Annotated in this window: 13 protein-coding genes; 9 read left to right on the top strand and 4 right to left on the bottom strand. The window is 44.4% G+C overall.

The annotated features are described in order from the left end of the window. The first annotated feature begins 459 nt into the window (after positions 1–459). The 6 genes from PLA01S_RS07915 (at position 460) to PLA01S_RS07890 (ending at position 6,876) form a co-directional block, all read left to right on the top strand. Entirely contained in the window at positions 460–1,410 is a 951-nt protein-coding gene (locus PLA01S_RS07915) for an ABC transporter permease (protein WP_127591416.1), read from the top strand. 32 nt (positions 1,411–1,442) lie between these two features. Next, positions 1,443–2,363, top strand: a complete 921-nt coding sequence (locus PLA01S_RS07910) for a carbohydrate ABC transporter permease (protein WP_127591415.1) — start codon at positions 1,443–1,445, stop codon at positions 2,361–2,363. A gap of 57 nt (positions 2,364–2,420) precedes the next feature. Beyond that, on the top strand, positions 2,421–4,112 hold the full coding sequence (locus PLA01S_RS07905; protein WP_246059393.1) for an extracellular solute-binding protein: 1,692 nt from the start codon (positions 2,421–2,423) through the stop codon (positions 4,110–4,112). Positions 4,113–4,247: 135 nt separating this feature from the next. Continuing rightward, positions 4,248–5,231, top strand: a complete 984-nt coding sequence (locus PLA01S_RS07900) for a Gfo/Idh/MocA family protein (RefSeq protein ID WP_127591414.1) — start codon at positions 4,248–4,250, stop codon at positions 5,229–5,231. An 18-nt stretch (positions 5,232–5,249) separates the two neighbouring features. Then, positions 5,250–6,332: a Gfo/Idh/MocA family protein gene (locus PLA01S_RS07895; protein WP_127591412.1), complete on the top strand. Its 1,083-nt coding sequence runs from the start codon at positions 5,250–5,252 to the stop codon at positions 6,330–6,332. Between the two features lie 43 nt (positions 6,333–6,375). Continuing rightward, on the top strand, positions 6,376–6,876 hold the full coding sequence (locus tag PLA01S_RS07890; RefSeq protein ID WP_246059392.1) for an alpha/beta hydrolase: 501 nt from the start codon (positions 6,376–6,378) through the stop codon (positions 6,874–6,876). A 95-nt stretch (positions 6,877–6,971) separates the two neighbouring features. Here PLA01S_RS07890 and PLA01S_RS07885 read toward each other — a convergent pair whose 3' ends face one another. Genes PLA01S_RS07885 through PLA01S_RS07870 form a run of 4 tightly spaced genes read right to left on the bottom strand, consistent with a single transcriptional unit; the run spans position 6,972 to position 10,463 of the window. Then, on the bottom strand, positions 6,972–7,670 hold the full coding sequence (locus PLA01S_RS07885; RefSeq protein WP_127591410.1) for an ABC transporter permease: 699 nt from the start codon (positions 7,668–7,670) through the stop codon (positions 6,972–6,974). Between the two features lie 12 nt (positions 7,671–7,682). After that, positions 7,683–8,585: a glycine betaine ABC transporter substrate-binding protein gene (locus PLA01S_RS07880; protein ID WP_174819200.1), complete on the bottom strand. Its 903-nt coding sequence runs from the start codon at positions 8,583–8,585 to the stop codon at positions 7,683–7,685. Positions 8,586–8,632: 47 nt separating this feature from the next. Beyond that, positions 8,633–9,298, bottom strand: a complete 666-nt coding sequence (locus PLA01S_RS07875; RefSeq protein WP_127591408.1) for an ABC transporter permease — start codon at positions 9,296–9,298, stop codon at positions 8,633–8,635. Between the two features lies 1 nt (position 9,299). Then, the gene (locus tag PLA01S_RS07870) at positions 9,300–10,463 is read right to left on the bottom strand and encodes an ABC transporter ATP-binding protein (protein ID WP_127591406.1); all 1,164 of its coding nucleotides are present in this window, start codon (positions 10,461–10,463) and stop codon (positions 9,300–9,302) included. A gap of 745 nt (positions 10,464–11,208) precedes the next feature. On the opposite strand from PLA01S_RS07870, the gene PLA01S_RS07865 reads away from it, so the two are divergent. From PLA01S_RS07865 to PLA01S_RS07850, 3 genes are all read left to right on the top strand, one after another. Continuing rightward, on the top strand, positions 11,209–12,414 hold the full coding sequence (locus PLA01S_RS07865; protein WP_127591404.1) for a macrolide family glycosyltransferase: 1,206 nt from the start codon (positions 11,209–11,211) through the stop codon (positions 12,412–12,414). Positions 12,415–12,928: 514 nt separating this feature from the next. Beyond that, positions 12,929–13,522 (top strand): HAD-IA family hydrolase, encoded by a 594-nt coding sequence (locus PLA01S_RS07855; RefSeq protein ID WP_127591399.1) that lies wholly within the window; start codon positions 12,929–12,931, stop codon positions 13,520–13,522. A 62-nt stretch (positions 13,523–13,584) separates the two neighbouring features. Then, positions 13,585–14,088, top strand: a complete 504-nt coding sequence (locus PLA01S_RS07850; protein ID WP_127591398.1) for a DUF4275 family protein — start codon at positions 13,585–13,587, stop codon at positions 14,086–14,088. Positions 14,089–14,142 lie beyond the last annotated feature (54 nt).

The following is a 14,142-nucleotide window of genomic DNA, read 5'->3' as shown; positions in this document are numbered from 1 at the left end:
GCAGAAGTTCAACCATTCACAGGTCGCTTTATCTCAAAGCAATTTTATAAGTATATATTGAATATAATGTACCTCACCAAGGAATAAAAGCGCCTGAAAAGAAGGATGGGAGAAGGGGTGCTTAACCCGTTATCTATAACCTAAAGAACAGGAGCCTCCTCTTGCTCAACAGCAGCTTTCTTTTTCAAGCAGCCCCCCATGCATTCTTTAATGAAACCACCAGAACCTTTTGACCTGAAGATTACTTTTTATCCAAATGAGGAAATTGTGGAATGATTTCAACACCATATTGAATATATTTAAACTATAGATATGAAACCGTTTGCAATGAAGGAGGGGGAGACAGTCGCTATATACCGTCGAAACATCGAAAATCATGGGCATTGGCTCTGTTCCTAAGCTATCGGGAATGGATTCGTAAAAATCCGATACGACGAAGATGTAGGAGGTGTTCGGAGAATGGTACCAAAGGGTGTGGTTATCCCTGGATTTGAGCAATTAAAGAAGAATAAGAAACTGAGTAAAATATGGTATTTCAGGCATATATATTTATTTTTGCTTCCTGCTCTTATCTGGTTTCTGGTTTTTGCTTACTATCCGATGTACGGCATTTTAATAGCGTTCAAAGATTACAAATTCAATTTGGGAATATTGGGGAGTCCGTGGGCAGGCTTTAAATATTTCGAACAGTTTTTAAACGATTCCAGTTTTTACGATGTACTCCGCAATACGTTATCCATTAGTGCCCTTAAACTTTTTTTCGGATTTCCAGCTCCATTGATCCTAGCCTTAATGCTCAATGCCGTCATGCACAAAAAATTCAAAAGAGTGTTTCAAACGATTTCCTATCTGCCGCACTTCGTTTCGTGGGTCGTTGTCGTTACCTTACTTCAAAAAATCCTGTCTCCGAACGTTGGGCTTATTAATGACATTCGCTTCCAAATGGGTTTGGATCCGATCTTTTTTATGGGAAAGCCGGAATTATTCTATCCATTGGTCATCATTTCCGACATCTGGAAAGGTGTAGGCTGGGGTTCGATTATTTATTTAGCCGCGTTAACGAATATCGATCCGCACTTGTATGAAGCTGCGGAAATCGACGGGGCAGGTCGATGGAGCAAACTATTTAAGATCACGCTTCCATGCCTGACTCCAACGATAGGCATATTGCTCATATTCTCCCTCAGCGGAATACTGAACGCGGGTTTTGACCAAATCTGGCTGATGCAGTCCCCGGCCACATTAAGCGTCTCGGAGATATTGGACACCTATGTCTTAAAAACAGGCCTACAACAGGGGCAATTAGCCTATTCCACGGCCATTGGTTTATTCAAGTCTGCGATTTCGCTGCTGCTCATTGTTGCTGTCAATAATATATCCAGACGCGTGAGTAACGTATCGTTATGGTAATCAGCTAGCACTGAAGATAAGGAGGTGTGTGTATGGGTGTGAGAAGACTGACGCCAGCAGATAAAATGTATATGACGCTTAACTATGCGGTGCTGCTTTTGTTCTGCGCTACGGCACTCTATCCATTTATTTATTTTCTGGCCCTTTCTTTCAATGACGGCTACGATGCGATGAAGGGTGGAATCTATTTTTTTCCTAGAGTGTTTACATTAGAAAACTATGCTAAAGCTTTCAGCAACCATTTGATCTTGAATTCGTTTTATATTTCCATTACCCGAACCGTTGTGGTCACGGTTGCCTCCGTATTTTTGACGGCCTTGCTAGCCTACGCACTTTCGCGGAAAGGTTTGCCCGGAAGAAAGTATATCGTATTCTTCTTTTTCTTTACGACGTTGTTCAGCGGAGGACTTATTCCGACGTTTATCCTGTTCCGGCAATTACACATCCTGGATACGTTTTGGGTGTTGGTGCTGCCATCCCTATATAATTTTTTCAATGCGATTATCATGAAAACCTTCTTCGACGGGATCCCCGAAGGTCTGTCGGAGTCGGCCCGAATCGACGGGGCAAGTGAGTTGTCGGTATTTGCAAGAATCATACTGCCTCTTTCGATGCCGGTGCTTGCTACCATTGCCTTATTTGTTGGGGTGGGCGTGTGGAATGACTGGTTTACCGGTCAGTTTTTCATACAGAATGAAAACCTGCAGCCTGCAGCTACGTTCCTTAACAAGATGATCAGCGAAGCGTCTTTCCAGTCGATGACGTCGTCCTCGGGAAATAGCGGATCTGCGATTCAAAACATGACCGAGACTCAGATGGAGCTGCGAGGAGTAACGCCGGAAGCCTTGAGGATGACTTTCGTCATTATCATAACGACCCCGATCATCTGTGTGTATCCATTTCTTCAGAAGTATTTTGTGAAAGGCGTACTGGTAGGTTCACTTAAGGAGTAGTTGGTATAAAAGGCTATGCCTTTTATATAAAAACTTCCAATGGAAGGGGATTGTAGGATGAGGAAGAACAGGCGTAGGAGTGTGCTTGGCATGGCACTAATCGCTTTACTGCTTTTAGTGACCATGACGGCATGTACGGGAAAAGGCGGAGGGGAGGATGCAGGCACGGTTGACACGGGTCCGAAGGAGTCAGGTACTGAAGAAATAAAGCCGGTAACCTTGACTTTCCTCAGTGCTTGGAACGGTGGCGGAGCCGGTTTCCCGCAGGACCAGGAGAATAATCCCGTAGCCCAACAAATTAGGGAAAAAACCGGGGTAACGTTGAAACTGGAATCCATCACAACAAGCGAAGTAGAAAAACTAAACACCATTTTTGCTTCCGGTACGGTTCCGGATATTGTTAACGCACCTTTCTGGTCTACTACAGGAGGAGAAGGACAAGTCATCAAGAAGGCGGCTATGGAAGGACAGCTTCTGGATTTAACCCCTTATCTCGATAAATACCCGAATATTAAAAGACTTGTGACGACCGGGATTGCAAAGGATTTTGCCGAGTTCGATCTCAATAGTCCCGAATTTGAAGGCAAGACGTATCTCATTCCTACGGAGACCCCGGACGGAACCCCCGAGAGCATTCATAATTGGAATTACGGCCTTTTTGCCAGGGGAGATATCCTGAAAGCTTTAAATGTAAAAGCGGAGGATATTGATACGCAAGAAGAACTAGTTGATCTATTGATCAAGATAAGAGATGGCGGTTTCAAGGATATTGGCGGGAAGCCGGTCATTCCGGCCGGAACCATGTGGAATGGATGGGATTACGGCCAATTCCTTGCCGGGTGGACGGATTATACGATTTCGGACTTCCGTGAAGTGGATGGAAAACTGATCCACTGGACGCAATCCAAGGATCATGAAGCTAGGTTGTTGTACATGAGAAAATTATTAACGGAAGGTTTGTTTGATCTTGAAGCCTTCAACAATACGAGTACAACAGCAAATGAAAAGTTGACTACGGGCAAGCTCGCCGTATTCGGAGCCCAACCGATGTTAGTTGATTTACAAAAAACGCTTTATAAGACAAATCCGGAAATGCAATATGAACTACTCGGACCGATGAAGAATAAGAGCGGAAACATTCGAACGCAAGTGGAAAAGCCCGGCCGTTCCGGTTTCCCTGTTCTATTCTTAAGCGCAGACATCAAAGATCCCGATGCGGCATTGCGGTACATTGATTATGTCAACAGCGAAGAGGGCCGATTGCTTGCGTATTTCGGGATCGAAGGCACGCACTATACCATGGAAAACGGGATACCTCAATGGATTCCTGATGTGAAAAAACAATTCGATGAAAATCCGGATCTGAAGAGAGACGCAGGGCTCAATTATCTTCCAGGAAGGTTCATCGGGGCATTCTCCAATGAAGTCACTTGGCCTACGCCCGAAGATCAAAAGACGGAGTGGCAAAAGCTGGAGGAGAGCTTCTCGGCAAAAATGCCGATCAAAATCATAGACAAAGTAAGCGCCAGCTACCTTGCAAGAGAGTGGCCCAAATATCAGGAATATATCGATAAAACCAGCAGTTTGAATTTCGATGAGGAATTTAAGAAAGCATTTTTTGCGGCGTCAGATGAAGAGGCTCTAAATATGCTTCATAGCGTTCAAGAAAAATTTAGAGCTGCCGGCGTGGAAGAAATGGCGGAGTTCGTGGCTCAAAAAGCTGCAGAACGAGATGATGTAGGGTTCTAGTGAAGGGAGTTTGCGGGATGGTGTGGATGGTGTCACTGCCATCCCCAATCACTTTCTAACCTTGTATTTACGTCGCCTCCCTTTGAAGATAAATAAAATTTGGTGAAAATATAAACGATGACGGAGGGAAAACGCATGTTGAACGTTGCGATGTTAAGTAAGTGGCATGTGCATGCAGATGATTACGCCAGAAGGTTACAATCTCACGGAAACGTTAAGCTCACGGCAGTTTGGGACGAACAGCCTGAACGCGGAAGCGAATGGGCTGCTGAGTTGGGAACGAATTTTGAAGCGGATTTGGACACGCTGCTGCAACGGGAAGACATCGATGGCGTCGTGGTGGATGCCCCTACAAGCATGCATGCCGACGTCATGGTAGCTGCCGCTGAGGCCGGCAAACACATTTTTACCGAGAAAGCCATGGCTCTTACCGTCCAAGAATGCGATCGGATATCCGCGGCGGTACGTAAAGCAGGCGTCAAGTTCTGTATTTCATTTCCCGCTCGCACAAGGCCGCACCCATTGTTCGCCAAGCAACTGATCGATGAGCATGTATTAGGGGACATTACGCTTTTGCGAATTCGTAACGGCCACGACGGTGCTTTGAATAATTGGCTCCCCGATTACTGGTATGATGAGAAGCAAACAGGGGGTGGAGCCATGATGGATTTGGGCTGTCATCCGATGTACATCGCCAGTTGGCTGCTCGGTAAGCCCAAAAGAATCACATCCATGTTTCATTATTTCACCAATCGGGCAGTGGAAGATAATGCGCAGTGCTCCATTGAGTTCGTAAACAACGCGGTAGCGCTGGTCGAAACAAGCCTTGTTACGTACAAAACTCCTTCTGCCCTTGAGATTTACGGTACGGAGGGCACCTTGATGATCTCAGATGATACCGTTAGAGTCAGCTCGAAGAAACTCGATGTTCCTTTTTCCGGATGGATTTCACCTAATCAACTCCCTAAAGAGCAGCCGCTCCCGATCATCCAATGGGCAGATGCATTGATTCATGACAAGCCGATGCCTTTCGGACTGGAAGAGGGCACGAAATTGACGGAGCTATTGGAAGCGGCATACATCGCTCATAAAGAAAACCGAACGGTAGAGTTCAAATAACGCGAGGGAGGGAATGCCATGAGAACCGTAAAAGTAGGGATCATCGGTTGCGGAATGATTGCGAACGGCAAACATATGCCGTGTTTGTCCAAGTTAGATCATGTACAGATGGTGGCCTTCTGCGACTTGAAGCCGGAAAGAGCCGAGGACGCCGCAAAAAAATACGGTACACCTGACGCAAAGGTGTTTACCAATTATAAAGATCTGCTTGCTATGGCAGATATTGAGGTTGTACATGTGCTAACACCGAACAGCTCTCACGCGACGATTTCCATTGATGCGCTTGAAAGCGGCAAACATGTCATGTGTGAAAAACCAATGGCCGTCACAGGTGCCGAGGCCAAAGCGATGTACGAAGCCCACTTAAGAACAGGCAAGAAACTCACCGTCGGGTACCAGAATCGTTCCAACGCCAAAAGCCAACTGCTAAAAAAGATGATCGCCGATGGGGAACTTGGAGATATCTATTTTGCAAAGGCTGTCGCTACCCGAAGACGAGGCGTGCCAACATGGGGCGTGTTTCTGGATAAAGAGAAACAGGGGGGCGGTCCTATGATCGATATTGGAACCCACTCCCTTGATCTGATCCTATGGTTGATGGATAACTATGAACCGGAGAGTGTTGTCGGCAGTGTCTTCCATAAACTGAAGTTTACCGAAAATGCCGCGAACGAATGGGGGGCCTGGGATCCAAACGAATTCGAGGTAGAAGACTCGGCGTTCGGGTATGTGAAATTTAAAAATGGAGCTACGGTCATCATTGAAACCAGTTGGGCCCTTAACATTGCGGAAGGCGGCGGCAACCTGCTTTGCGGAACGAAGGGGGGAGCGGATTTTGCTAAAAATGAACTGCGGATCAATGGCGAGAGGGACGGGAGCTTATTCCTGAATAAAATCGAAGTGAATCCGAATGCAAGGGAACAATTCAGGGGAGAAGAAATGACCGATTTCGAGTATGAAGCCAAACAATGGATTCACAGTATCGTGAACGATACCGAACCCTTGGTTAAACCGAGGGAAGCTATGATTGTTTCACAAATATTAGAAGCGGTGTATGTATCCGCAGATACAGGAAAAACCGTTTATTTTGATAAGGAATAAGGACGTGAAATAAAGAGCGCTATTCCGTGGTAATTTCCCCCTCATGGTAGACAGTGAAAAAGAGTTCGTGGTAGCTGGAACTTCCGCACTTCAAAGTGGTTTTGACTTAATGGTACTGGAGTATGGATATCAAGCTGCGAGAACGAATTTGGATGTTAATGATCTGCAAAGAGTAATAGATGAAAGCCACGAATCGGTTCAACGAATCATTGGCAAGTATAATCAAGTTGTTTTTATTAGTAAAAGCTTAGGGACAATAGTTGCTGGAGAAGTTCATGGGAAACTTGAAATTCCTATAAAACATTTATTTTTGACACCAATTAAAGACACCATTCACTATATCAACAAGTTTAATGGACTTGTGGTTTATGGTACAAAAGATGAAGTGTTTAATCGTGAACTTGCAGACCAAATTAACATAGACAAAGTCAGAGAGGTCATTGAAATTCCTAATGCAAATCATTCTTTAGAGACTAATAATGTTGAGGAAAGCATGGAGATTCTAAGTAAACTTGCAAGGATATATCTGGATTTTCTAAAATAAGGATGTCGCTCATGCTAACAATTAAAAGAAAAGAGGCATCCCGAAAGATCTTAGATCTTTTGGAATGCCCCTTTGGAATGTACCCTCTACAATCCTCAGTTCATATTTTGTATCTTAGCAGGCGATGGAGCCGCACCTGACTTGCGTTTGGCCAGATCCATCTTACGCTGCAGCATGCCGAGCACGATATCCGCAACGATTGCCAGCACCGCTGCAGGAATGGCGCCTGCAAAGATCCGGAGGGAGTTATTGCTGTTCAGTCCAGCATAGATTTCACGTCCCAACCCGCCTCCCCCCACGAGGGGAGCGATCGTTACCACGCCGATGGCAATGACGGCTGCAATACGCAGGCCCGACATGATATACGTCAGCGCCAGCGGAAAACGCACCTTCACAAGCATTTGGAAAGGGCTCATCCCGATACCTTTTCCGGATTCCAAATAGCTGGGATCCACCTGTTTTAACCCAACGTACGTATTCCGCGCGATGGGATTCAGGGAATACAGGAAGAGTCCCACCATGACCGTTGTCGTTCCGAGTCCCATCCATAACATGAGAACTACAAGCATGGCCAAGCTCGGTACCACCTGCAGGATGTTGGTGATAAACAAAATGATTTTGGCTGCCCATTTGCTCTTAGAGCAGAGGATGCCAAGCGGCACTCCGACGATGAATGCCAGTCCCAGACCGATAACGACCATCGTAATATGCTGGATGAAATACTCCCAGAGCAATCCTTGATTTCGTGATATATACGACAAAAAGTCGGCAAATGTTAACTGTTCACTTTCCATGCTTACCCTCCTTTAGCTTTTCAAGAGGCCCTTCTCTTTCAAATACGCGATGGCGACCTCCCGCTCGCTTTTCTTCTCAATGTCCACCTGATAATTAAGCGATATCATCGTATCTGCATCCAGATGACCGATTAAAGGCGCTATCGTATCCTGAATTTCAGGATACTTCTTCAAAAGGTCGGAACGCAATACCGGACTTGCGTCATATGGAGGGAAGAATTGCTGGTCATCCTGAAGCGTCTGCAATTGGTAGGCTTTCAGCCGGGAATCCGTTGAATAGGCCAGCACAATATCCACCTGCTCATTGGCTACCGCGCTGTATACCAGGCTGATTTCCATGGGGAAGACCTGACCGAATTTGATGTCATACGCTTTGGAGAACGCCGGATATCCATCCGTGCTTCTCTCCAGCCACGTCGTATCCACCCCAAGCTTCATGGAGGACATGTCTTTTTTGACATCGGAAATTTTGGTGTACCCGTTGGCTTCGGCCAGATCCTTTCTTACCGTGAATGCGTAGGTGTTCTCAAAACCCAGCGGATTCATCCAGGTAAACCCAAAGTATTCCTGAAATCCATCCTGCGCCTCCTGCAAGACTTTAGCCCGGTCTTTGGTACCGCTGATCGGGAAATGGTTGTTGAAAATCTCTCCGGTATACAATGTCGCCATTTGAACGTCGTTTCGTTTCATTGCATTGATGACCAAAGAACTTGATGCCAGATCAGGGATAATATCCACCTTCAGATCGGTTTGGTCTTCAATCAGTGCTTTATACATTTCGGCAATAATCTTGGTTTCGGTATAGGTTTGAGTGCCGATCGTAATGTCGCTTTGAATTCCGCATGCGGAGGTAAAAACGGCAAGAGCCAGCATGCAGACTAACATCGGTATCCTCTTCAGCTTTTTCAGTTTCATCACGCCTTCCTTGTTCCGTCCGGCCCGCTGGTTACGGTTGATGTAACTCATATCACAGCGTCCCGGGTCTGAGTCTGATGGTAGTGTTTGCTTAGCCAGCCCTCAAGCAGCCCAAGCAGACCGTCAGCTACAAGTGCCAGGAGTATAGCGCCAATACCACCGATGAAGATCATCTCGGGCTTGTTGACACCAAGTCCAGATACAATAAGCTGGCCTAAACCGCCAGCACCAATCAGGGAAGCCAGTGTTGCCCAACTGATGATGTACACGGTCGTAATGCGGACACCGGACATGATGTAAGGAAGCGATAAGGGGAGCTGAATTCTCAAAATCGTTTGGGCGGTGCTGTATCCCATCCCCCTGGCCGAATTGAGTACGCCTTTATCCACGGATTGAAAACCGTCATAGGTATTCCGCAGGATCGGCATCAGGGAGTACAGAAACAGTGCCAGTATGGCCGGCTTCATGCCGATGCCGAGCAGTGGAATCAGTATGGCCAGAAGTGCCAGGCTCGGAATCGTCTGGAACAGGTTCGTAATGAAAAACACGATGCTGTTCACCCAGCCAAGCCGGTTGTAGACCAGCAGGATTCCGATCGGTACGGCAATCACAGTCCCGAGCAGCACGGCAGAGAATGAGAGGACCAGATGCTCCTGTAATGCCTTCAGAATATCCGGATAACGATCTGTGATGAAACTCCAAAATGCATTCATATCACTCACCCTCTCCGTTCAGCACCGGAGGAGCCATCGTTGGGTAGACTTCGGCCAAATGTTTAACCACACTGCCTCTAGTGATTAATCCGAGGAACCGGTTATTACTGTCTATGACAGGGAGATTACTGAGCTGGTGGCTGTCCATGATCTCGATGGCCTGCGGAAGCGTGCTTCCCGAAGCTACGGAAAAACGGACCGGATGCATCACGTCCGCCACCGTTTTGCCTTCCTCGCCGTATTGGTCAAGCACCCGGTAGATCGAAACCGCTCCTTGGAGCTGACGGTTCCGATCCACGATCAGCAGCGAATCGACCCGCTTCATTTCCATCATCTTGATGGCTTCGGCTAATCCCCGGCTCGGGAATGCCGTGACCGGATTCGTAATCATCACTTCATCCACAAGCGGAATTTCATAGGCGCTTTCATTCTCATTCTGCAGACGTTTGGAACCGATAAAGTCACGTACAAATTCGTTTGCGGGATGCCGTAAAATGGTGTCCGGTTTACCCGTTTGAATCACTTCACCATCTTTCATCAGAACGATGGTATCCGCAATTTTAATAGCTTCATCCATATCATGCGTAACAAAGATAATGGTTTTATTGAGCTCCTGCTGAAGCCGGATCAGCTCATCCTGAAGCTGCTCGCGGCTGATGGGATCCAGTGCGGAGAACGGCTCATCCATCAGGATGATATCAGGTTCAGCTGCCAGCGCTCGCACTACGCCTACACGCTGCTGTTGTCCACCGCTAAGCTCGGATGGATAGCGCGTACCATAAATGGTGTGGTCCAGTCCGACCATGTCCAACAATTCATTTACTTTTTGATCTGTTTTGTCTTTATCCCACTTCTTCAGACGTGGAACCACACCCGCGTTCTTGGAAATGTTCATATGCGGAAATAAACCAACGCTTTGAATGACATACCCGATATTGCGCCGCAGTTCAACCGGATTCAATCTCGAGATGTCCTTACCGTCAATCAGTACTTTACCCGACGATGGCGTATTGAGCGCGTTGATCAGCTTCATGGTAGTTGATTTGCCACAGCCGCTCGGTCCGATGAGGACGGTAATTTCCCCTTTTTTGAATTCAAGATTAATGTCTTTCAGCGCGTGAAAGCCATTATCGTAAACCTTGTTCACATGCTCCAGTACTATCATCCAATCGCCCCTTTGCAAGCAGTATCCATATTATGCGGAGCATTTGGCATATCATCCATTGGGGACCCAAAAACTGTTGGGGGAAATGTGGCGCTAGAGTTAAGGGAAGGCTTCAGCATTGTTATGTAGAAATGGAAAATGAAGCTAAGCAAGTTAGCATCAAAAGAAATCAAAATGGAATAGGATTAAGCGCATGATTAAGGGGTGGAGAACAATCTAAGAGGAAGCCCTGAGGGTACTAACAATTTAAGTTGAAAATCTTCGTTATGGCATTGACTTACATACCCAAAATTCCACCTTTATATGCATTATAGCTTTCCAAACTGTGCAATCCCTTGTTACATCCATCCGAAGAAGTATTCCAAGCCTGTATGCCCCTGTTCGTATTACTTCCCTCGGCCCAAATGGATATATGCAAAATGCGTAAGCAGGCAACGAGTCCCTTTCGAGTAGGACTGTATAACTGCAATAATATGTTTAATACAATTACCCACTTCGCATTGGAAAGAAACATGTATATCGAACGATTTTGATTTTTGGTACCCCAGGTCCAGAACTGTCCATGAAGTAAGACCGGCTCTGTAACGACATTGCTTAAACCAAAAATATGGCGATCCAAGTTTGAGATTTTCAAGTATTGTACTATGATAAACGTGATTCCATTATGGATTCGAACAATGGTATGGGACAGTGCCCCTTACTCATTCATCGTTTAGAGAACAGCATACCTAAAGGAGTGGTTGAAATGGCGCGTGTATTATTTATTAATGGCGGATCAGAGGGACATATCAATCCAACGATTGGTGTTGTGCAGGAGCTTATTTCACGCGGGGAAGAGGTCGTGTACTTTTGTATAGAAGCTTTTCGGGAGCGTATGGAGAAGACGGGAGCAACCGTTCGAACATTTGACGATCAAAAATTTATAAAAGCCTTTATTTCAGGTGGAAGATATTATATGCTCCAAAGAATCAACGGTCTTTTACTTACGGCAGATATCGTCATACCAAGCGTTCTTGAACAGATCAAAGGAGAGCATTTTGATTATATCATCCATGATTCGATGTTTGGCTGTGGACGATTACTTGCTCAAATTCTTAAGCTTCCTGCAATCAACTCTTGTACTACTTTTGCGCAGACACGAGAATCATTCGATAAAATGCTGGAAGCATTTTTTAAAAATGTCCCTGAAGACATCGTTAAACCGATAAACGATACATTTCAAAGCCTGACGGCAATGGTGAAGGAAAAATATGAGGTGGAGATCGATTCGCCATACGAAGTGTTTTGCAATCCAGCGCCGCTTACGCTCGTTTATACAACAAGGGAGTTTCAACCTGAAGAAGAAGCATTCGACCAAACGTATCAATTTGTAGGGCCATCCATCTCTTCACGATTAACGCAAGATAACTTCGACTTTACTGCCATCGAGGGGAAAAACCCCATTTACATATCACTGGGTACCGTGTTTAATCATGCAATGGATTTCTATAAGCTTTGTTTAGAGGCATTTGGAAACACGGAGCATACGATTGTCATGTCGATTGGGAGTAAAGTCCAAATTTCTGATGTAGGGGAAATTCCTAAAAACTTCATCGTAAAAAATTACGTTCCACAAACCGATGTACTGCAATACGCTAAATTATTTATTACACATGGTGGAATGAACAGCACCCATGAAGGTCTGTATTATGGGGTTCCGCTGATTGTAATTCCACAAAACGCGGATCAGCCGATCATTGCGGGGCAAGTCGCCAATATCGGAGCAGGCATTACATTACACATGCAAAATTTGACTGCCAATCAACTACGTGAAGCTGCAGATCATGTGTTAAACTCCTCATCTTTTAAGAAAGCAGCAACAAATATTAGTGGATCTTTTCGACAATCGGGTGGGTATCATCAAGCTGTTGATGAGATTTTCGAATTTAAAAGTCAATATAGATCTGAATAAAGAGTTTGCACTTTAAGTAACACGGGGCTCCGCAGGACCAAGAGCACAGCCAAGAAGCTGCTGCAGAGATATTCGGCAGCTTTACTGTGCCAACTGGCAGCAACACGTCAGTCGATAAATGGTTGAACTAGCGAGGGAAGATAGTTGATTCGAGCGAAGAAATTACATCAGATAACAACGTATTCACACTGCAGGACTACCGCGCCTTGGTTGCCGGATGTATAATCATGGAAGAAAGCGTAATTTAGTTTTTAGTTTATTAAGGGGGTAATATCTTGGGCTTTTTTTCGATGGCAATGTTATTTCAAATATTCATTGTTGTTTTATTAGTTATACTGTTTTTTGTGGGATTATTTCGATTTGTAAATAGATTCATTCTACACACAAAAAATACAAAAGAAAGCTTGAGAAGAATAGAAGACAAAATTGATAGACTAAATCAAGAATTAAACAAGACCAATGAATAATTATAAAAGGTAGTTCGTGAATATGCAAAAGATATGGAGATGATTCGATGACTGCCAAGCCACAACTGGTATTAGATTTAGCTGGTGTATTAGTAAGTAATTTTTCACCTGTGGTTTGGCTCAAATTATCTGAGGGTTCCGAAATCTCGTTTCAAGACATCAGAGGACAATTTGACGAGATTCGAAAAGATTTATGGACAGGAAAGATCAAAGAAGAGGAATTTTGGGGATGGATGAGCCAGCGAATGAAGAAGATCAACAAAGAGCAAGCCAGAGAATTATTAATGCAATCACTGGAACCACTCCCTGGCTTAAATTACTTGGCTGAGTGGAGTGAAATCGCAGATATCCACATATTAAGTAACCATTGTAAGGAATGGTTGGAACCGATATTAGAAAGAGTAGAACCGTATTCCAGGAGCATAACGATTTCAAATCAAGTAGGTTTAAGCAAACCCGATATACGAATATTTCAACATGTCGGGAAACAATTTGAATCCGGCCAAACGGTTGTTTATATTGATGATCAAGAAAAGAACTTAAACCCGGTTATCGAACTTGGATGGAAAACCTTGTTAGCAGATAAAGAGCATAAATGGATAGAACAAGTTGAACCGATGCTAGGAAAGAGCCTTTTGTAAGTAAATCGAGAAGAGGGCCCATAAGTATAATAAAGGATTACACTTATTTAGGGGGAGAGAACTTGGTCAGAAAAGAGATTCAATTGATTTTAGATAGCTTACCAGAAAGAGAATTGCAAAAAATATATTGGTCAATAAAAATATTTCAAGAAAACTATTTATACAGGGAAAAATTAATTGAAAAAGCCGTAAACATCTCAGATGTATTTGATGGAGCAACAGAAATTATTGATAGATGGGATAAGACATTTACACTAAACATTAGTGAAGATGTAAAAGAAAGCATTTATTACAGTCAATATAAGTGGCATATTTTTAGTTATGAAATACAAGGTTGTTTGAAAGAAAATGCAGCAAGAAATGCTTTTAATATTGAAATAAAAGATGAATTATATGTAATGTACCAAAACTCTCCCGATGTATTTCTATACAGTAACGCAAATGCAGTAGTCGCGGAGGATTTTGATTCTCAACAAGATATATATATTTTTGATAAAAACTTTACTTGGACGTATGTGAATACCCATGAAGACATGTGTGGGCCGTATTTTTACAAAGTATTATGAATACACAAATAGATTGAGAATGCTCTACTTTAAGTATGATAAAATCATGATAGA

Source organism: Paenibacillus lautus NBRC 15380, assembly GCF_004000945.1.
In the GTDB taxonomy this organism is placed as follows: domain Bacteria; phylum Bacillota; class Bacilli; order Paenibacillales; family Paenibacillaceae; genus Paenibacillus_AQ; species Paenibacillus_AQ lautus.
Note: the sequence above shows the minus strand (reverse complement) of the source record. Positions and strands in the feature narration are given on the sequence as shown.